The sequence below is a fragment of the Arthrobacter sp. 05T410 genome, assembly GCF_056396505.1.
The window spans coordinates 21,934-40,564 of record NZ_JBFTLP010000030.1 but is presented as its reverse complement, the minus strand read 5'-3'; the positions used below and the strand labels follow the sequence as shown (position 1 = coordinate 40,564).

Annotated in this window: 14 protein-coding genes, 1 pseudogene and 2 riboswitches; of the genes and pseudogenes, 7 read left to right on the top strand and 8 right to left on the bottom strand. The window is 64.0% G+C overall.

Annotated elements, in window-relative coordinates:
* The 4 genes from glyA to gcvP form a co-directional block, all read right to left on the bottom strand.
* A partial coding sequence (glyA, locus tag AC1DFR_RS21030) for a serine hydroxymethyltransferase (protein ID WP_476874399.1) occupies window positions 1-837 on the bottom strand: 837 nt, incomplete at its 3' end.
* Entirely contained in the window at window positions 834-1,217 is a 384-nt protein-coding gene (gcvH, locus tag AC1DFR_RS21025; protein ID WP_476874398.1) for a glycine cleavage system protein GcvH, read from the bottom strand. The genes gcvH and glyA, both read right to left, overlap by 4 nt.
* A 57-nt stretch (window positions 1,218-1,274) precedes the next feature.
* Window positions 1,275-2,411: a glycine cleavage system aminomethyltransferase GcvT gene (gene gcvT / locus AC1DFR_RS21020; RefSeq protein ID WP_476874397.1), complete on the bottom strand. Its 1,137-nt coding sequence runs from the start codon at window positions 2,409-2,411 to the stop codon at window positions 1,275-1,277.
* A gap of 10 nt (window positions 2,412-2,421) precedes the next feature.
* Window positions 2,422-5,268, bottom strand: a complete 2,847-nt coding sequence (gene gcvP, locus AC1DFR_RS21015) for an aminomethyl-transferring glycine dehydrogenase (RefSeq protein ID WP_476874396.1) — start codon at window positions 5,266-5,268, stop codon at window positions 2,422-2,424.
* Between the two features lie 52 nt (window positions 5,269-5,320).
* Window positions 5,321-5,428, bottom strand: a riboswitch (glycine riboswitch).
* A gap of 1 nt (window position 5,429) precedes the next feature.
* Window positions 5,430-5,527: riboswitch (glycine riboswitch) on the bottom strand.
* 304 nt (window positions 5,528-5,831) lie between these two features.
* Here gcvP and AC1DFR_RS21010 point away from each other — a divergent pair.
* Together AC1DFR_RS21010 and AC1DFR_RS21005 are read left to right on the top strand one after the other, a co-directional pair.
* Window positions 5,832-6,791 (top strand): hypothetical protein, encoded by a 960-nt coding sequence (locus AC1DFR_RS21010; protein WP_476874395.1) that lies wholly within the window; start codon window positions 5,832-5,834, stop codon window positions 6,789-6,791.
* Window positions 6,792-6,801: 10 nt separating this feature from the next.
* A pseudogene (locus AC1DFR_RS21005) lies at window positions 6,802-7,266 on the top strand (protein kinase family protein); the annotation flags it as partial.
* A 238-nt stretch (window positions 7,267-7,504) separates the two neighbouring features.
* On the opposite strand, the gene AC1DFR_RS21000 reads toward AC1DFR_RS21005, so the two are convergent.
* A complete protein-coding gene (locus AC1DFR_RS21000) occupies window positions 7,505-9,355 on the bottom strand; it encodes a KAP family P-loop NTPase fold protein (protein WP_476874394.1) in 1,851 nt (616 codons plus the stop codon).
* A 481-nt stretch (window positions 9,356-9,836) separates the two neighbouring features.
* Here AC1DFR_RS21000 and AC1DFR_RS20995 point away from each other — a divergent pair, with 481 nt between their 5' ends.
* Genes AC1DFR_RS20995 through AC1DFR_RS20985 form a run of 3 tightly spaced genes read left to right on the top strand, consistent with a single transcriptional unit; the run spans window position 9,837 to window position 12,272 of the window.
* Complete coding sequence (locus tag AC1DFR_RS20995) at window positions 9,837-10,643, top strand: TIGR04255 family protein (RefSeq protein ID WP_476874393.1); 807 nt, start codon at window positions 9,837-9,839, stop codon at window positions 10,641-10,643.
* The gene (locus AC1DFR_RS20990) at window positions 10,640-11,257 is read left to right on the top strand and encodes a helix-turn-helix domain-containing protein (RefSeq protein ID WP_476874392.1); all 618 of its coding nucleotides are present in this window, start codon (window positions 10,640-10,642) and stop codon (window positions 11,255-11,257) included. Before AC1DFR_RS20995 ends, AC1DFR_RS20990 begins: the two co-directional genes overlap by 4 nt.
* Before the next feature lies 1 nt (window position 11,258).
* On the top strand, window positions 11,259-12,272 hold the full coding sequence (locus AC1DFR_RS20985) for a hypothetical protein (protein WP_476874391.1): 1,014 nt from the start codon (window positions 11,259-11,261) through the stop codon (window positions 12,270-12,272).
* A gap of 89 nt (window positions 12,273-12,361) precedes the next feature.
* On the opposite strand, the gene AC1DFR_RS20980 is transcribed toward AC1DFR_RS20985, so the two are convergent.
* The 3 genes from AC1DFR_RS20980 to AC1DFR_RS20970 all read right to left on the bottom strand — a co-directional run bounded on the left by AC1DFR_RS20980 (window position 12,362) and on the right by AC1DFR_RS20970 (window position 17,358).
* The gene (locus tag AC1DFR_RS20980; protein WP_476874400.1) at window positions 12,362-14,308 is read right to left on the bottom strand and encodes an ABC transporter ATP-binding protein; all 1,947 of its coding nucleotides are present in this window, start codon (window positions 14,306-14,308) and stop codon (window positions 12,362-12,364) included.
* An 83-nt stretch (window positions 14,309-14,391) separates the two neighbouring features.
* On the bottom strand, window positions 14,392-16,134 hold the full coding sequence (locus AC1DFR_RS20975) for an ABC transporter ATP-binding protein (protein ID WP_476874390.1): 1,743 nt from the start codon (window positions 16,132-16,134) through the stop codon (window positions 14,392-14,394).
* Window positions 16,135-16,305: 171 nt separating this feature from the next.
* Window positions 16,306-17,358, bottom strand: a complete 1,053-nt coding sequence (locus tag AC1DFR_RS20970; protein ID WP_476874389.1) for a YciI family protein — start codon at window positions 17,356-17,358, stop codon at window positions 16,306-16,308.
* 168 nt (window positions 17,359-17,526) lie between these two features.
* Between AC1DFR_RS20970 and AC1DFR_RS20965 the strand changes: the two genes are divergently transcribed.
* Entirely contained in the window at window positions 17,527-17,889 is a 363-nt protein-coding gene (locus tag AC1DFR_RS20965) for a VOC family protein (RefSeq protein ID WP_476872341.1), read from the top strand.
* Between the two features lie 88 nt (window positions 17,890-17,977).
* The gene (locus AC1DFR_RS20960; RefSeq protein ID WP_476872340.1) at window positions 17,978-18,601 is read left to right on the top strand and encodes a dihydrofolate reductase family protein; all 624 of its coding nucleotides are present in this window, start codon (window positions 17,978-17,980) and stop codon (window positions 18,599-18,601) included.
* The last annotated feature ends 30 nt before the right edge of the window (window positions 18,602-18,631 follow it).

Here is an 18,631-nt window from a genome sequence, read left to right as displayed (position 1 = left end):
CTGCTGGCCGGGGAACACCGCGGAGTTGATCTTCTTGGCGATCTCGGCGTCGTTGGAGAGGATGATGCCGCCGCGCGGACCGGCAAGGGTCTTGTGCGTGGTGGAGGTGGTGACGTGCGCGTGCGGGACCGGGGACGGGTGCAGACCCGCGGCCACGAGCCCGGCGAAGTGCGCCATGTCCACCATCAGGTAAGCCCCGACCGAGTCGGCGATCCGGCGGAACTCGGCGAAGTCCAGCTGCCGGGCGTACGCGGACCAGCCGGCAACGATCAGCGCCGGCTTGTGCTCCTGCGCCAGGGCCTCGACCTCGGCCATGTCGATCCGGTGGTCCTCCTCACGGACCTGGTACGGGATCACGTTGTAGAGCCGGCCGGAGAAGTTGATCTTCATGCCGTGCGTCAGGTGCCCGCCGTGCGCCAGGTTCAGGCCCATGATGGTGTCGCCCGGACGGATCAGGGCGTGCATCACGGAGGCGTTGGCCTGCGCGCCGGAATGCGGCTGCACGTTCGCGAACCCGGCGCCGAACAGGGCCTTGACCCGGTCGATCGCGAGCTGCTCCACAACGTCCACGTGCTCGCAACCGCCGTAATAGCGCTTCCCCGGGTAGCCCTCGGCATACTTGTTCGTCAACACCGAACCCTGCGCCTGCATCACAGCCCTGGCCGTGTGGTTCTCCGAGGCGATCATCTCCAAACCGTCCCGCTGCCGGGTGAGTTCGGCGTCGATCTTCGCGGCGATCTCCGGATCCAGCACGGACAAGTCCGCGTCCAGGCTCGGCGAAACGACCTGCTCGAACGCCAGCGTCTGGGTGCCCGCGGCCGCCGTTGCGCCGCTCACAGTTCGCCGCCGTTCTTGGACGCGTACTCCTGCGCCGACATCAGCGGACCCTCTTCGGTCACGGCGACCTTGAACAGCCAGCCGGCACCGTACGGATCGCTGTTGATCAGCGCCGGATCGGAAACGACGGCGTCATTGATCTCCACCACCTCGCCGGTGACCGGCGCGTAGAGGTCCGAGACGGACTTGGTCGACTCGACCTCGCCGCAGGTCTCCCCCGCGGTCACCGCGGAACCGACCTCGGGCAGGTCCACGTAGACGATGTCGCCCAGGGCGTCGGCGGCCACGGCCGAAATCCCAATTCCTGCAGGGCCAGATCCGTCGGCAGCAACCCACTCGTGTTCAGCGGAGTACTTCAGTTCGGCTACAACTTTGCTCATTTATCTCAATCCTTAAGTTCGTATGTGGTTTCGGCAGGCTCAGCCAGCGGCGGCCGGCTACTTTTGGCGCTTGTAGAACGACAGTGCGACGACTTCGAAAGGCTCCGTCTTGCCGCGGAGGTCAATGTCCAGGGCTGTGCCCGGTGCGGCGTGTTCGATGTCGACGTAGGCCATCGCGACCGGGTAGCCGAGGGTGGGGCTGGGCTGTCCGGAGGTCACTTCGCCGACGACGTTGCCGTCCTTGAGGACCGGGTAGTGGCTGCGGGCGGCACGGCGTCCGAGGCCCTTGAGCCCGACGAGTTTGCGGCCGGTCGTGGAGCCTGCGCCGGCTGCCTTGAGCTCGCTCAGGGCGGCCTTGCCGACGAAGTCCGACTCCTTGGCGAGCGAGACGACCGGGCCCAGGCCTGCTGCGTATGGGTTGCCTTCGCGGGAGAGTTCGTTGCCATAGAGCGGCATGCCGGCTTCCAAACGCAGCGAGTCACGGCAGGCCAGGCCGGCCGGGATGAGCCCGTGGCTGGCACCGGTTTCCAGCAGTGCTTCCCAGAGACCTGCCGCATCCTCGTTCGAGATGTAGATCTCGAAGCCGTCCTCGCCGGTGTAACCGGTGCGGGCGAGGAGCAGATCTTGTCCGTAGATCTGAACCTCAACCGCAGCGTAGTACTTCAGCTCGGTGACCAGGACATGCTGCTCGGCCGGGACCAGCGTCAGCAGGATGGCTTCGGCGTTCGGGCCCTGGACGGCGATCAGCGAGATCTCGGCGGAAACGTCTTCCACCGTCACGTCGAACCCGCCTTCTTGGGCAGAACCGGCCCTTTCGGCCAGTGCCGCGGCCACGACGTTGGCGTTGCCTGCGTTGGGGACCACCAGGTACTTGTCCTCACCGCGGCGGTAGGAGATGAGGTCATCGATGATGCCGCCGTCTTCCTGGCAGATCAGCGAGTACTTCGCCTTGCCGACGGCCACGGCCGACAGCTTCCCGGCCAGGGCGTAGTCGAGGAACGCCGCGGCGTCCGGGCCGGTGACCCAGACTTCGCCCATGTGGGAGAGGTCGAACAGGCCCGCGGCGTTGCGGACGGCGTGGTGCTCGGCGAGTTCGGAGCTGTACTTCAGCGGCATCTGCCAGCCGCCGAAGTCCGTGAAGGAGGCGCCGGCCTTTTTGTGCTGCTCGTAGAGAGCGGTGTAGTTCTCACTCATCAGAAAATCCTTAGTTTTCGAATTCGGAAAGCGGCGGGCAGGAGCAGACCAGGTTGCGGTCTCCGGCGGCGCCGTCGATGCGTCCGACCGGCGGGAAGTACTTGTCCTGCCTGAGTGTGTGGACGGGGAATGCGGCCTGCTCACGCGGGTACTCGCGGGTCCAGTCGGTGCTGACGACGGCGGCTGCCGTGTGGGGTGCGTTGCGCAGCGGGGAGTTCTCCACCGTGAAATCGCCGTTGGAGACCTGGTCGATCTCCTGGCGGATGGTGATCATCGCCTCGATGAAGCGATCGATCTCCGCAAGGTCCTCGGACTCGGTGGGCTCCACCATGAGGGTGCCCGCCACGGGGAAGGACAGTGTGGGGGCGTGGAAGCCGAAGTCGATGAGGCGCTTGGCCACGTCCTCGGCGGTGACGCCGGTCCTGGCGGTCAGTTCACGCAAATCCAGGATGCACTCGTGGGCCACCAGGCCGCTCTCCCCCGTGTAGAGCACCGGGAAGTGCTCATCCAGCCGGGATGCGATGTAGTTCGCCGCGAGCAGCGCGGACTTGGTGGCCTCGGTGAGGCCCTGGCCGCCCATCAACTTCACGTACGCCCAGGAGATCGGCAGGACACCGGCGGATCCGTAACGCGAAGCGGAGATGGCAACTCCCTTTCCCGGTTCGACCTTGTTCGCGTCCCCCGGCATGAACGGCGCCAGGTGGGCCTTTGCAGCAACCGGGCCAACGCCCGGTCCGCCGCCGCCGTGAGGGATGCAGAAGGTCTTGTGCAGGTTCAGGTGCGAAACGTCGCCGCCAAACTTGCCCGGCTGGGCCAGCCCGACGAGGGCGTTGAGGTTGGCGCCGTCGACGTAGACCTGGCCGCCGACGGCGTGGATCGCGTCGCAGACCTCGCGGACGTCGGCGTCGTACACCCCGTGGGTGGACGGGTAGGTGATCATGATGCAGGACAGGGCGTCCTTGTTGGCCTCGATCTTCGCCTGAAGATCCGCGTGGTCGATCGTGCCGTCCGAGGCTGTGGCCACGACGACCACCTTCATGCCGGCCAGCACGGCGGAGGCGGCGTTGGTGCCGTGCGCGGAGGCCGGGATCAGGCAGACGTTGCGCTGGGCCTCCCCGCGGGAGTGGTGGTAGCCGCGGATGGCCAGCAGGCCGGCGAGCTCGCCCTGGGAGCCGGCGTTCGGCTGGATGGAGACCTGGTCATAGCCCGTGATTTCGGCGAGGTCAGCTTCGAGGCCGCTGACGAGTTCCCGCCAGCCCTCGGTCTGGGAGTCCGGCGCGAAAGGGTGGATGGAGGCGAACTCTGGCCAGGAGATCGCTTCCATCTCGGCCGTGGCGTTCAGCTTCATGGTGCAGGAGCCCAGCGGGATCATGGTGCGGTCCAGGGCGAGGTCGCGGTCCGAGAGCTTGCGGATGTAGCGCAGCAGCTGGGTTTCGGAGCGGTGCGTGTTGAAGACCGGATGCTGCAGGAAGTCGGAGGTGCGCAGCACCCTCCCGGGCAGCTCGAAGCCCTTGGCCTCCACCACCGGACCGGCGCCAAAGGCGACGACGACCGCGGAGAGGACCTCCGGCGTCGTGGTTTCATCGACGGACACGCTAACTGTGTCCGCGTCGATGAGCCGCAGGTTGATGCCCCGGGCCTCGGCGGCGGCGATGACCTTGGCGGCCTTGCCGGGGACGCGGACCGTGAGGGTGTCGAAGAAGGACTCGCTCGCCAGTTCCCGGCCGGCGATCTTCAGCGTGGCGGCGAGGGCGCGGGTGTTGTTGTGGACGGTCTCGGCGATCGCCTTCAGTCCGTCCGGGCCGTGGTAGACGGCGTAGAACGAGGACACGATGGCCAGCAGTGCCTGCGCGGTGCAGATGTTGGACGTGGCCTTCTCGCGGCGGATGTGCTGCTCGCGGGTCTGCAGGGCCAGGCGGTACGCCGGGACGCCGGCGTTGTCTTTGGAGACGCCGACGATGCGGCCGGGGAGCGTGCGTTCCATGCCCTCGCGCACCGCCATGTACGCGGCGTGCGGGCCGCCGAAGAACAGCGGCACGCCCAGGCGCTGGGTGGAGCCGACGGCGATGTCCGCCCCCTGCTCGCCCGGAGGGGTGATCAGGGTCAGGGCAAGCAGATCCGCCGCCACGGTGACCAGTGCGCCGCGTTCTTTGGCCTCCGCGATCACGCCGGACTGGTCCCACACCCGGCCGGAGACGCCCGGCTGCTGGAGGACGAGACCGTTGATGTCGCCGTCGGGCAGACCGGCGGAGAGGTCAGCGACCTGCACCTCGAAGCCCAGCGCCTCCGCTCGGCCCCTGACGATGGCAATGGTCTGCGGGAGGCAGTCGGCGTCGAGGACGGTCTTGGCCCCGGCAGCGGACTTGTTTTTGTTGGCGCGGCGCATGAGAAGCACGGCCTCGGCAACCGCGGTGGCCTCGTCCAGGAGGGACGCATTGGCGACCGGGAGTGCGGTGAGGTCCTGGACCATGGTCTGGAAGTTCAGCAGCGCCTCGAGGCGTCCCTGGGAGATTTCCGGCTGGTACGGGGTGTAGGCGGTGTACCAGGCGGGGGCTTCGAGGATGTTGCGGCGGATCACCGGCGGGGTGACGGTGTCGTAGTAGCCCTGGCCGATCATCTGCACGGCCGTCTTGTTCTTGGAGGCGAGCTTGCGCAGTTCGGCCAGCACCTGGACTTCGCTGAGGGCGCTGTCCAGGGTGAGGGGCTTTTCCTGGCGGATGGAATCGGGGACCGCGTTGTCAACGAGGCCATCAACGCTGTCGTAGCCGACGGCCTTGAGCATGGTGTCGATGTCGGCCTGGCGGCGGGCGCCGATGTGGCGGTCTGCGAAGGTGGACGGGGACGATTGAACCGTCATGAGAGGAACTCCATAATTCAGGTGGCATCAAGACGCCACGATGATTCGGGTTCCTCCCCGCTCTGTATTGGACCTGAGAGTTTCCGTTTTGCCCTGCTGATAGCAGCGCGCCACTTGCACCGTCGGTGAGCCCGATTGCCCGGACTGCTTTCCAGAGTTGCCTTGCCGCGGCGGTACGTGGGCCTGAGAGATTCCTGGGGAGGATTTGCTCCTACGGCGCCTGCTGAACGTACCGGCAGGACTCTCCCGCCGCAGATCATAAGCTGTGCCACTGGTCGGTGACACAGCTCACAATTTATCCGGTTCCCGGGCAGGATGCAAAATTTATTTCAATTGAGTCGCTGTTCCCTCGGACGACGGCGGGAGCTCTTCGCCGTCGTCCGCTTGCGTGGGTGAGGCGCATGAGGGCCGTGACGTTGATCCGGAACACGCGGTCCCAGAGGTCGTCGTCCACCTCGTGGATCGGACCCAGGAGGTTAATCCATTCGGTGCATTATTCTGGACGGGATACCTTACTTTCTCGTGCGCGCCCCTCCCAGAGCGCCCATATGCAAGGAGCCTCCGTGAGCCTTCCGGATCAAGCGACGGAACAGGCAGCTCCCAGCCGACCACCAAGCCGGACTCCCGCCGGGGATGCCGCTTGGGGGTGGCTGATCGGGATCCTGGCAGGATTGCTCGGCTTGGGCCCTTGGCTGGTATCCGGCGCACAGCTCCCGTTGCAGAACTTGTGGGGCGCAGAGGTCATTCCAGACCAGATGCCTGTGTCGTTACTGCCGCTAAGCCAGTACGAACTCACCACGATCGTGGCCCTCCTCACCGTAGGAGGTGCAGCGGCCGGACTCGCGGTGCGCATCTGGTCTCCTGCCCGACGGCGGCTGGTGGCGTGGTGCGCGGCAGCCGGCGTTCTTGTGGTTCAGTTCACGGCGGCCGCCCAGTCCTTTACAGTGCTCGACGGCGGCTTGACGGGCGGAACAACGGCGAGCCTCTACTTCGCCGGGTTACTCGCGGGCGTGACCGCCTCGCTCGCTGCGGCCCTCGTGGCGCACCTGATGCTCTGCTCAAGGTCACGGAGCCTGACGGCATTGGGCGCCGGACTCATGGCGGTGCCGTTCGCGTCGTGGACGGTGGAGTGGGTTGTCGGCTTTGTTGGGCACATCAACGTCCCCGTCGCAGTGCCGTCAATCGCTCACTGGATTCCCGCCATCCTCGTTGGATGCGCCCTGGCATGGTGCGGCCTTCGTCCTGCGCGGCGGACCGCGGTGTGGGTCGTGAATCTTGCCCTGTTGTGGGTGGTTCCCGCCCTGTTCATCTCCGTCGACTACGTCCTGGGAACCCGTGTACTGGCTGGCGATCTGCAGGAGATGCTGTTGATGAGTCGGCAAATCTTGGCGGCAACACTTGGACCCGAGGGCGGAGCAGCTCCCAAAATCTTGCTGGCCCTGGTCATCGCATCGGCGGGGCTGGGTGCCAAATCCATTGCCGCTCGCCGGCGACCGGACGCGCCCACCTTCCCGTCCACGTAAAATCGGGGCGCCGACCGTGATCCGCGAGGAAGCCCCGCTGGGGGTCGGGTCGCTGCAGTGGTTCATCGAGTGCGACTTCCGCGAGCACTACTTCACGCTGTTCGAGGACGCCCCAGAGACCCACCGCGACCTGGCGCGAATGACCCTGTTCGACTACGTCGCCAACAACACCGACCGCAAGAGCGGGCTCGTGCTGCGCGGCGACGACGGACGGGTCTGGGGCATCGACCACGGACTCTGCTTCTCCGCCGCTTTCAAACTCCGCACCGTGATCTGGGACTTCGCCGGCGAACCCATCCCCGATGCCTTGCTCGAGGACATCGCCCCGCTCGCCGAGGCCGCTCCTCCCGAGGTGGCCGAGCTCCTCGACGACGACGAGGTCACCGCCCTGCAGCGCCGCGTCCAGCGCCTGCTGCACGCACGGGTCCTGCCGGTTGACCGCACCGGCATGCGCTACCCCTGGCCGCTCGTTTGAGCGCCCGCTCGGGCCACGCGTTCGCGCGTTTGGCGTCAAGGGCATGTACCTCCCCGTCTTCCCGGGCCGCCTCGAAGGCGAAGACCCGCTCGGGGATCTGCTCATCCAACTTCATGGCTGCAGCGGACGGTGCAGGCCTCTTGCCGGTGGTTCAGGCTGGTGCATGCGGCTTCTGCAACTTCAACAAGTGCATCCACTAAGCACCAGAAGTGTTGCGCATCTGATGGTCTGAACGCCTTCATCCCTCCAGTGACAACCGCTCCCGCTTGGCACGGTAGTTCAGGACAACGTCGTACACCTTTATCAGGAGATCGCAGAGCTCATCGATCCCATCCTTCTCAGTTATGCCGTCTAGGAACAGCGGGTATCCAGTCGAGCGGATGCGTAACATGGCTCCCGTCGGCCCGCCATCGTCAGGGAATATTTGCTCGAGCTCGGCGACAAGGTCGTCCCATTCCTCACCAAAAGGCCTACTTGGGTGCTCCGCGTCGCTGACAGCACGCCCAAAGGTGATGTTCAGCCCCTTGCGGCTGTATCCGATGGCGGCAAACCTTGGCCGGGCCCGCGGACCTAGCTTCAAAACGTGGTCGGCATCCTTCGAGGTATATAACGTGATCACCTTCGCCGAGTTCTGGGCGATCATGCTGAACTCTCGACGGCCGAGGCGGGAGGCGAGACCGTCAGCCAGGGCACTTAGTAGCTCTGCTGTACGCTCGCTGCTGTTCGCCCGCACGGACTCGACCACTTCCGGAACGCCGATTGACTTCCCTTCGTCCTGTGTCTCGTTGCTTCGGGCACTGCCGACAGACGTCACCTGGGAGAGCGCTATCGCCCGACGCAAAACCGCAAGATCGAGTTGACCGTCCTTGTCGCTTGACAGCACCCCCAGATGCTCTCGGAATCGGCGGAACGCGCGCACATCGGTCATCTCGAGGTCGAAGGCCTTCGCAAGCGCGATGGCATCGTCATCTCCCACTCCGCCAGAGAGAACTTCGTCTAGGTCGTCCTCCGCCCCGCGCTCCTCGATCACTTGTCGGTGCAGCTCGGGATATGCTGCCTGCGCGCACAGCAGCGCGAAGACGATGAGGGGCAGTCTCGTCTCTGCGTCGAATAGCGGCGTGCCTTGCGAAGAGAGAATCAGTTGCAGCAATTCGAAAGAGTTGAGCAGACGCTTAATGGATCGAGGGTTTGTGCCTACCGACTCCCGAACGACTTTAAGGTACTTGTCGAAGTCGTCCGCACCGTCGCGTCCGATTACGCCGGAGCGGTCGAGTGCTTCTCTCAGAATCTCGTCGACTTCGAAGGAAGCCACTGGCATCGAGAACGGCACCTGGATGATCTTGTCGAAGTACTGGCGAGCCTTTTTCGTCTTGAACTCGCTTCCGTACCGAATGCCCACCCCCCGCACCACTACGTCGAAATCGAGCGCTAGGACGAATACACACTGTTTAACCTCGAAGAACAGTTTGAGGCTCTCGAGGATCTCAATGGCTCGACCCGGGTCCACCCGATCCAGGTCGTCAATAAAGATCGCGATCCGGTCGATGTTGTGCTCGTTGCAGTATTCGTGCACTGAGGTAGCGAACTGCTGGCGCATTAGCTTGAGTTCGGCAATGGCGTTAGGTGCCTCTTCGGAGTAGGTCGCGTTCTTCAACGACTCAACCACAGCGGATGCCAGGGGCGCCGTGCCGGTGGCAGCGCCGACTACGTCTGCACCGCCCTTGAGGACACCTGCGCCCATGGTCGCGACGAACCGCATAAGCTTCTTCGCGGTGCTTGAGCCCTTGGATATCGGGCGAATGATCTCGTGGGCCATAGAGAAAACGAGGGACTCACCTAGATCAAATTGGGAGTATAACCACGTGTTGAATTCAATCACTTCTACCGAGTCCGGCAGCAACGACTGTACGAAGTTAAGTGCGGTCGATTTGCCGCTTCCCCAGTCTCCTTGGACCGCGATTGTCATCGGCGTCTGGCATTCGGCGATGAACGAGGCAAGGCCCGCGTAGTACGCCTCGACATTGAGTCGATCCCGCCCCTCCGAGGGAACGACCGGAAGGTCAACGTAGCCGTATGGTCCGTGCAGCATGGTATTTTCAGTCCGGTTGGGGTTCACAACTCGAGACTCTAATGTTGGACGGAACGCTTGGCCAATTGGAATCTCGCCACCCGTACGTGGGACAGTCAACGGACTGATGGACCAGTTAGGCTGCCCCAGAGATTAGTTTGCTTGTGTCGGCTATGCAGGTTTGCGGTGCTGTACCCATGGTTCCATGAGGGATTTGCCTATGTCGCCGGGCAGACCGCGAACGTCATCCTGGAGCACGCCGGAATGCTTCCTAACTTGACTACCGACCAGATGGAACGTCCGCTCGGGCGCGGGAGTGACTTCAGGCCTAAGAGCCATTCATGGGTCGTGGTCAAACGGACGGTGCCGATGGCATCCTCCCAGGAAGCTGGGCTGCGTCCCAAATGTGGTCGTGAGCCCACAAAGATACTGTGACCCACCTCACATAACAACGTTGAAACTACCGGCATGTCTGAGTGCCATGTGAAGTACAGTGTGAAGCATGGCGGACTACCTCTCTAATAATCCCTTCACAGGAGAACCCGTGGAGGAGACTCAATTGGCGGCAGCGCCCCTAATTCTTGTTATTAGCCAGATCCGCTGGCCCCAAATAACAACGATGACAGGTGACATCAGCAGTATTGCAAATTCCTTCGGTCGCGCAATCGCCCACGATTACCCGATAAATAACCAACACAAAGAAGTTCAGTACCAGCTTTCTCCGCAAGGCATATCCCAGTCCCAGGGTGATGATATTTACGAGTGGACGAGTGCGGATGGGGACTGGAGCATTCTAGTTTCACAGCGTTTCATGACGCTCCAGACTAAGAATTACACTAATCGAAACGACTTCTTCACACGGATGGAGGCTGCCCTGAAGACACTTCTGTCTATAGTGGAGATTCCTGTTGTGGAACGAATTGGCTTCCGTTACACCAATCGCATTTCGAAAGCGGAAGACTTTGAGCGACTCAACGACCTAGTTGAAATTCCGGCCCTCGGCTCCTCCGATTTTGGCAAATCAGTTGAGATGGTACACACCTTGACGGAAGCGGTGTACAAAGTAGACGAATCCCACCTGCGAGTACGGTCAGCCCAGCTACCTAAGGGGGCCACCATTGATCCTGTCATACCTCCGATTGATGCGAAGAGCTGGTTGCTAGATCTCGATGCATCTTCCGAGGCGAGAATCTCCTTAGATCCGACTCACAGCATGGCAAAGGCAACAGAATTGGCGTCACTGGCTTATGCGTATTTCAGGTGGGCGGTCAAGCCTGAATTCTTGAATCATTTTGGAGGCCACAAATGACGACTCAATTGGTGATTCCCGACAGCTCCACTCAGCACCGGAATGACAAGACTTGGTCTGAACCCAACCGGCCGGTGCAGAACCTTGGTGTCGGCTTGCTAGCCCTCATGATGACGACCACGGGTGTCCCAGCAACACCTGTGCTCGATTCCCAAATCATCTGCGAAGGCTTCACTGGAACTTGGCTAAACAATGAGGCATCAACTCGCCTCTACTCCGACATTTCGGCGCTGGCCTCTTCAATCACTTTCTCAACTGTTGCGGATGCAGCGCCAGACCAGCCTCAGCGGCCTAGCACTGCGGAGTCAGTGCGCAGACTCCACGCGGATTCCGGTCTCACTTGGGAACAACTTGCGCGCCTCTTCGGCGTCTCTCGGAGAGCCGTTCACCACTGGGCCAGCGGAGGACGCATGAATGCCCTCAACGAGGAACAATTGAGTGAAATGCACGACGTAATCAGCCGACTCCCTAGCGGCAACCCGGCAGAACGTCGTTCACTTATTCTTGCCACTCCCCCTGAAGGACCCAGCATCTTTGAAAAGCTCAAATCTCGGCACCCGCATTCGGAAATTCTGCAGGTCGCTGCTTACACCCCGGACAGTCTCATCGGCTGACTTGGGTACCGGAGATGTAACAGTCCCGTCAGCAGCAGATAACGGGACTGCCCAAGACGACGCGACCATTGCCGCATGTGGCGTGCTACGCCAGGGTGATGTGCTGGATTTCTATTCTCTTCCGATCGTCGGTGCAGACGCATTGGGGGAAGTAGCTTATCCCTATGGCGTCGCTATCATCACCCAGACTTGTGATCTCGTTCAGCCCTCCAAGCCTTATGCCGTGGTTGCCCCCGTGGTGCAATTGGCCCCGAACAAGAGTGGCATGGCTAAGAGCGGCCGTATGCCCCAATATGTCCATCTTTCCGGTTTCTGCCAGGACAATTACTTCGTTGACCTTGCACATTGCTCTACCGTGACGAAATCAGCGTTGGTTGAGCGCGAGCGTCTTTCATCCGGGGTAGATCCGAACGACTCCGTGGCAGTAAGCAAATTCGCCGCCCAGATAGGTCGCAAATTCAGTAGATTCCCTTTTCCTGACGAGGTGCAGCCTTGGTTTCGCCCGCTCCAAGAAAAAATCACCAAGGGGCATGGCAAGGAGTCTTCACTGGGACGGCTCCTTCGAGAGACGGTCGATTTGAGAATCCAGTCCAACGACTGGAACTCAACCGGCATGCATCTGACCATCCACGTAATCGTGCCATCATCTCTTGTGCCGGCTCTAGAGGACTTTGAACCGGGCGATGCGTCCCCAGAGCTCATGAACGAGCTGCGGCAAAACGGCGAACTGGTCGAAGACGCGGCCAAAATTGCTGACAGACTAATGGCGACCGACGCAAGACAGTCGCCAGCCTACTCGGCTCCAGACAGGCATATGCTATGGTCAGCTTTTGCGGAGTCTCTGGCCGAGTTGTGTCAACCTAAGGGGCCGGAACTACGACCCGAGATTTCAGAAGCTGTAGCCTCAGTCACTGGTCAGCTATCCACGGACGATGAGTTCAGCCTCTTCCTTTACCTCAGGACAGAGAGCCTAGATTTAGAACACCTATCGCCCCCAGCACCGCTCGCAGACTAGGGGAATTGCCCCAACAGGTTCCCTTTCGACACGACATTCCAAACGACTAATACGAGTTCGCCCAGACATGTCGCGTTTCGATCGTCGTCTTAAACCTCCGCCACAGGAGCCGCGAACTGGGCCGCGTACAGCGCCGCGTACGCCCCGCCCGCGGACAGCAATTGAGCGTGCGTCCCCTGCTCCACGATCTGCCCGGCTTCCATCACCAGGATGAGGTCGGCGTCGCGGATGGTGGAGAGGCGGTGGGCAATGACAAACGAAGTCCGGTCCGAGCGCAGCGCGCTCATCGCCTTCTGCACGAGCACCTCAGTCCGCGTATCCACGGAAGAAGTCGCCTCGTCCAGGATCAGCACGGACGGCCGGGCCAGGAAGGCCCGGGCGATGGTCAGCAGCTGCTTCTCGCCGGCCGAGACGTTGCCGCCTTCGTCGTCGAGCACGGTATCGTAGCCCTCCGGCAGGGACCGGACGAACCGGTCCACGTATGTCGCCCGCGCGGCCTCCAGAATTTCGTCCTCCGAAGCGCCAGGCCGGCCGTAGGCGATGTTGTCCCGGATGGTCCCGCCGAACAGCCAGGTGTCCTGCAGCACCATGCCCATACGCGAGCGCAGCTCGTCGCGGGTCATCGCGGTGACGTCCACGCCGTCGAGCGTGATCCGGCCGGCGTCGAGCTCGTAGAAGCGCATCATCAGGTTCACCAGCGTGGTCTTGCCCGCCCCGGTCGGACCCACAATGGCCACTGTCTGCCCCGGCTCCGCCACCAGACTCAGCGAGGAAATCAGCGGCTTGTCGGGTGAATAGGAGAAGGAGACGTCCTCGAACACCAGCCGCCCCCGGCCCCCGGAAGGAGCTTCAGACGGCGAAGGATCGGGCGACTGCTCGTCCGTGTCCAGCAGCTCGAACACCCGCTCGGCCGAGGCCACGCCGGACTGCAGCAGGTTCGCCATGGACCCCAGCTGGGCCAGCGGCTGGGTGAACTGCCGGGAGTACTGGATGAACGCCTGCACATCTCCGAGCTGCATCGCCCCGGAGGCCACCTGCAGCCCGCCCACCACGGCGATCCCCACGTAGACCAGGTTCCCGATGAACGTCATGGCCGGCATGATCAGGCCGGAAATGAACTGTGCGCCGAAGCTCGCCTGGTACAGCTCCGCGTTCTTCTGCCGGAACCGTTCCTCCACCTCGCGCTGCCGGCCGAACACCTTCACCAGCGCGTGCCCGGTGTAGGTCTCCTCGATCTGCCCGTTCAGCTCGCCGGTGTGCCTCCACTGCGCCACGAACAGCTTCTGGGAGCGTTTGGCGATCACCGCCGTCGTCACGAGGGTCAGCGGAATGGTCACCAGCGCAATCAGCGCCAGCGTGGGCGAGAGCAGGACCATCATCACCAGCACTCCGGCCACGGTCAGCACCGAGGTCACGGCCTGGCTGATGGACTGCTGCAGGCTTTGGGAGATGTTGTCGACGTCGTTGGTCACCCGACTGAGCAGCTCGCCGCGCTGCACGGAGTCGAAGTAGCGCAGCGGCAGCTTATTGATCTTCGCCTCGATCCGCTCACGCAGCCGGAAAACCGTGCGCTGCACGACGCCGTTGAGGATGTACGCCTGCATCCAGCCGAACACCGACGCCAGCACGTACAGCACCAACGCCCACAGCAGCACGGTGGCCAGCGCGGTGAAGTCAATCCCGGCGCCGGGGGTCAGCGTCATGGCGCTGAGCATGTCCGCCTGCTGGGTCTGCCCGGCGGCGCGCATCTGGGCGATCACCTGTTCCTGGGTCTCCCCGGGCGGCAGCTGCTTGGACACGACGCCGGCGAAGATCAGGTTGGTGCCCTCGCCCAGCAGCCGGGGCCCGATCACCGAGAACGTCACCCCGACGACGGCGAGCACCAGGACCAGCGTCAGCCACAGCCGTTCGGGCCGAAGCTCCCCCAGCAGCCGCCGGGCGGAGGGCCAGAAGTTCATGGCCTTCTCGGCCGGGATGTTCATCCCGGCGAACGGGCCGCCGCGGCCGGGTCCGCCCGCCGGGCGGGGAATCCGCATCGGGGTTTGCGCCGCGGGAGCCCCGGGTGTCCCGGCGGCGGGAGCGGCGGCGGGGGCCGGCGTCGGCGCCTTGTCGGTGCGGCTCACGCTGCCTCCTCCGCTGCGAGCTGGGAGTTCACAATCTCCTGGTACGTCTCCGAGGTCGCCAGCAGTTCCTCGTGCGTGCCGTGCGCGACGATCCTGCCGCGCTCGAGCACCAGGATCCGGTCCGCGTCCACAATGCTGGAGACCCGCTGGGCGATGATCACCATGGTGGCCCCGGCGGTGTGCTGCTTGAGTGCCTGCCGCAGCCGGGCGTCCGTGGCGGTGTCCAGCGAGGAGAAGGAGTCGTCAAAGATGTACAGCTCGGGCTGTTTCACCAGCGCCCGGGCGATCGCGAGCCGCTGCCGCTGGCCGCCGGAGACGTTGGTGCCGCCCTGCGAGATCGGCGCATCCAGCCCGCCCTCCAGCTCCTCCACAAAATCCTGCGCCTGCGCAATCCTCAGGGCCCGCCAGAGCTCGTCCTCGGTGGCATCGGGCTTGCCGTAGAGCAGGTTGCTGCGCACCGTGCCGGAGAACAGGTAGGGCTTTTGCGGGACCAGGCCGATGTGCCCCCACAGCAGGTCCGGGTGGAGCTCGCGGACGTCCACGCCGTCAATCTTCACGGCGCCGGAGGTCGCGTCGAAGAGCCGCGGCATCAGGTTCACCAGGGTGGTCTTGCCGGAGCCGGTGCTGCCGATGATCGCCGTCGTCTGCCCCGCGCGGGCGGTAAAGTTCACGTCCGACAGCACCGGCTGCTCGGCACCCGGGTAGGCGAACCCGACGTCGCGCATCTCCAGCTCGCCACGGGCTGCCCGCCCGGCCGCGCGCGAAACCGGGCGCAGCGGCGGCCGGACGCTGGATTCGGTCCCGAGCACCTCGCCGATCCGGTCCCCGGACACGGCGGCGCGCGGGATCATGATCGCCATGAACGTGGCCATCATGACCGACATCAGGATCTGCATCAGGTAGCTCAGGAACGCGATCATGGTCCCCACCTGCATGGAGCCGTCCTCGATCCGGAACGCGCCGAACCAGATCACGGCCGTGCTGGAGACGTTCAGCACCAGCATCACGGTGGGAAACGCGAGCGCCATGAGCCGGCCGGCGCGCAGCGCGGTGTCCGTGACGTCCTCGTTGGCGCGGGCAAACCGGGCCGTCTCCACGTCCTCCCGGACGAAGGCCCGCACCACCCGGATGCCGGTGAGCTGTTCGCGCAGCACCCGGTTAACGGTGTCGATCCGGGCCTGCATCACCCGGAACAGCGGCACCATCCGGATGATGATCGAACCCACCGCGGCCAGCAGCACGGGGACGCTGACGGCGATCAGCCAGGACAGCTGCAGGTCCTGCCGGATGGCCATGATCACCCCGCCGATGCAGAGCATGGGCGCCGTGACCATGAGTGTGGCGGACATCAGGACCAGCTGCTGGACCTGCTGGACGTCGTTGGTGGAGCGGGTGATGAGGCTGGGCGGGCCGAACCGGGTGACTTCCTGCTCGGAGAACGCGGCGACCCGGCTGAAGATGGCGCCCCGGACGTCCCGGCCCAGTGCCATCGCGGCCTTCGCCCCGAAGTACACGGCCACGACGGTGCAGATGACCTGCAGCAGGGTAACCGCCAGCATGAGCCCGCCGATGCGCAGGATGTACTCGGTGTCGCCCTTCGCCACGCCCTGATCGATGATGTCCGCGTTCAGGGTGGGCAGGTACAGCGAGGCAATGGAAGCCGCCAGCTGGAAGACGACGACGGCGAGCAGCAGCCGCCGCTGCGGCCTCAGGTATTCGACGAGCAGTTTCCAGAGCATCCGGTCTCCACTTCACGCGTCACAGACTGTCTCACACAGAACGATGTGAGGGTCAGTTTACGTCCCGAACCCGGGAGTGGGCCGGGTTCCTCTGAGGGCGAATCGGGGGCGGGCCTGCGGCGATGCCTGAGGGGCAGTTGTCCGAGGTGGTGGCTTCGAAGACGATATTGGCTACGCGCAGAAGTCAGCGATCTGAGCGTTCCGTGCACCCACGAACTCGAGGCTGGCTTGCCGGTAGAGCAGATACTCATCGAGGGTCTTTGGTATGGCACGAGTCGTGAAATCGGCGAACGGCAGGAAGAACCGGACGCTGGCGTAGTCCTCCGTTACCAGGTCCTGGAGCAGAAAGAAGTCCACGTAGCCACGGAAGTCGCCAAACAAGCCGAAGAACTCGGGGTATAGCTCCAAGGTGTCGGCCAGCGGGCTGGACTGGCGGAGATAGTGACGCCGGATGCACTCGAGAGTCAGGTCAAACCGGTCGGCGATGCGGGGGTGAGTGCCTCGGCGCTGATTGATCGTCTGCTTGTTGTTGACCCTGTTGCCCGGGAAAACGATCATCCCGCCGATGGTGTAGCCCTGCCGGCTAAAGGCTTCCTGCTCTGCCTCCGGAATGTGCGCCATGATCGAAGCGGCCCTTGGGTGCCGGCAGAAGGTCCGAATGATCGCGTCACTCGACAGAAAGAATCGGCCCAAGTCGGACTCGTGATAGAGGTATCGGTTGGGGTTGTTTACGTCCAGGTCGAACAGCGCACCATTCGGCACGGGCCTGCCCCAGAGCCTCCGATGGGTACTGCGGAGGGCTGGGCTAAACCTATCCGGATCTTTGCCTGTGGGCGTGTCGGAACGGAAGTCGAAGGTTACGTCGATCTCTTTCGGATCGCCCACGTCAGCCGGGCCGTCCTGGAAGACGGGCGGCTGTCGCGCACTACGGCACGAGGCTGCAATCTTCGCCGCCCACTCCAAGGCCGCCTCGTACGAGGGCAGCTCCAGCACCACGATGCTTCCATGGAACTGCGCAGTCTGCGGGTAAGTACCCGCGCGGACGCTCCCGTCGGCGTCGTCCATGACGGGCGGAATGCTCTCATCGATGCCGCCGCCGGACACCCAGACGCCCGCGTCCTTCGCCTCCTGGACAACCGCGTGCGCCGCCTCCGTTGCGGCCCGCAACTCTTCCTCGGGGACAACCCTGGCGGCACTCGGAAACGAGATCTGATACTTGGTCATTCGGGTGGACTCCCTCTTCGCAGCACGGCTGTCGCGTTCATCCTCGCCGATGCCACCGCGCCGCACAAGACTGCAGGTCGGAGCAACCCGACCGTGGCTCATCCGCTTTGCCTGCTTGCCCGGCCGGCCTGCTTGCCGGGCCTGCGGCCCGGGTGTAGCTTGATCCGGATGCTGCGCATTGGCTCAATCGTCATCCGGGTGGACAACCTCGAACGCCAGATGAGTTTCTGGCAGGCCGCCCTGGGCTACGAGCCCCGCTACGAGCCCGACGGCGACTTCGTGATCCTCCAGCCGCCGGGCGGGGTGGGCACCTGCGTCTCCCTGGACCGCGTCCCCGCGGCCGTCCAGATTCCCCCGCGCCTGCACCTGGACCTCTACACGGACACCCAGGACGCCGAGGTGCAGCGCCTCCTGGGCCTGGGCGCCACCCGAGTCGAATGGAGCAAACGGCCGGCGGACGCCGACTACGTGATCCTGGCCGATCCGGAGGGCAACAGGTTCTGCGTGGTGGACACCGCCGGGAGCCCTTGAAACCTGTTGCTTCGCGAGGGAACGGTGTGCCAGCCTCGAAGTGATCCCGTCGCCGCGGCGACGACGGGCGACGGAGAAGGAGCACGGCATGGGACTGATCCATATCGACCTGTTCACCACTCTCGACGGCGTTGCGCAGGCGCCCGGCGGCCCGGACGAGGACACCGACAGCGGGTTCGAGTTTGGCGGCTGGCAGGCGCCCCTCATTGACGAGGTGGTCGGCGGGCAGGTCACCTCCGGGATGACGGGGATGGACGCGCTGCTGCTCGGGCGCCGGACCTACGACATTTTCGCCGGGTACTGGCCGCACGCCAACGGTGAGATCGCGCGGCTGTTCAACCGCATCCCGAAATATGTGGCATCGCGCCAGTCGCCGGCCCTCGAGTGGGCCGACTCCACGCTCCTCGGTCCTGATATCGTCGCCGCCGTGCGCGAACTGCGCGACCGGCACGAGAACATCCACGTCATCGGCAGCCTCGACTTCGTGCAGACCCTGTTTGCCGAGCGGCTCTTCGACCGACTCACGCTCTGGGTGTATCCGATCCTCCTCGGCGGCGGAAAGAAGGTCTTCGCGGACGGGGTGGTTCCGACGAACCTCAGGCTCATCGAGCCGGTCGTCGCCTCACCGAAGGGCGCGGTGCTGCAGCGCTACGCGCTCGCCGACGGCACACCTGGCGTCGGCGACATGTCGGCCGTGACCCAGGAGGGCTAAAGCGACACGCCCTGGGCGGTGGCCCGCGAC

Bases quoted from the DNA above. Each gene is read 5' to 3' on its own strand.
- gcvH (WP_476874398.1), bottom strand. From the start codon at position 1,217: ATGAGCAAAGTTGTAGCCGAACTGAAGTACTCCGCTGAACACGAGTGG.
- gcvT (WP_476874397.1), bottom strand. From the start codon at position 2,411: ATGAGTGAGAACTACACCGCTCTCTACGAGCAGCACAAAAAGGCCGGC.
- gcvP (WP_476874396.1), bottom strand. From the start codon at position 5,268: ATGACGGTTCAATCGTCCCCGTCCACCTTCGCAGACCGCCACATCGGC.
- AC1DFR_RS21000 (WP_476874394.1), bottom strand. From the start codon at position 9,355: ATGCTGCACGGACCATACGGCTACGTTGACCTTCCGGTCGTTCCCTCG.
- AC1DFR_RS20995 (WP_476874393.1), top strand. From the start codon at position 9,837: ATGGCGGACTACCTCTCTAATAATCCCTTCACAGGAGAACCCGTGGAG.
- AC1DFR_RS20990 (WP_476874392.1), top strand. From the start codon at position 10,640: ATGACGACTCAATTGGTGATTCCCGACAGCTCCACTCAGCACCGGAAT.
- AC1DFR_RS20980 (WP_476874400.1), bottom strand. From the start codon at position 14,308: ATGCGGATTCCCCGCCCGGCGGGCGGACCCGGCCGCGGCGGCCCGTTC.
- AC1DFR_RS20975 (WP_476874390.1), bottom strand. From the start codon at position 16,134: ATGCTCTGGAAACTGCTCGTCGAATACCTGAGGCCGCAGCGGCGGCTG.
- AC1DFR_RS20970 (WP_476874389.1), bottom strand. From the start codon at position 17,358: ATGACCAAGTATCAGATCTCGTTTCCGAGTGCCGCCAGGGTTGTCCCC.
- AC1DFR_RS20965 (WP_476872341.1), top strand. From the start codon at position 17,527: ATGCTGCGCATTGGCTCAATCGTCATCCGGGTGGACAACCTCGAACGC.
- AC1DFR_RS20960 (WP_476872340.1), top strand. From the start codon at position 17,978: ATGGGACTGATCCATATCGACCTGTTCACCACTCTCGACGGCGTTGCG.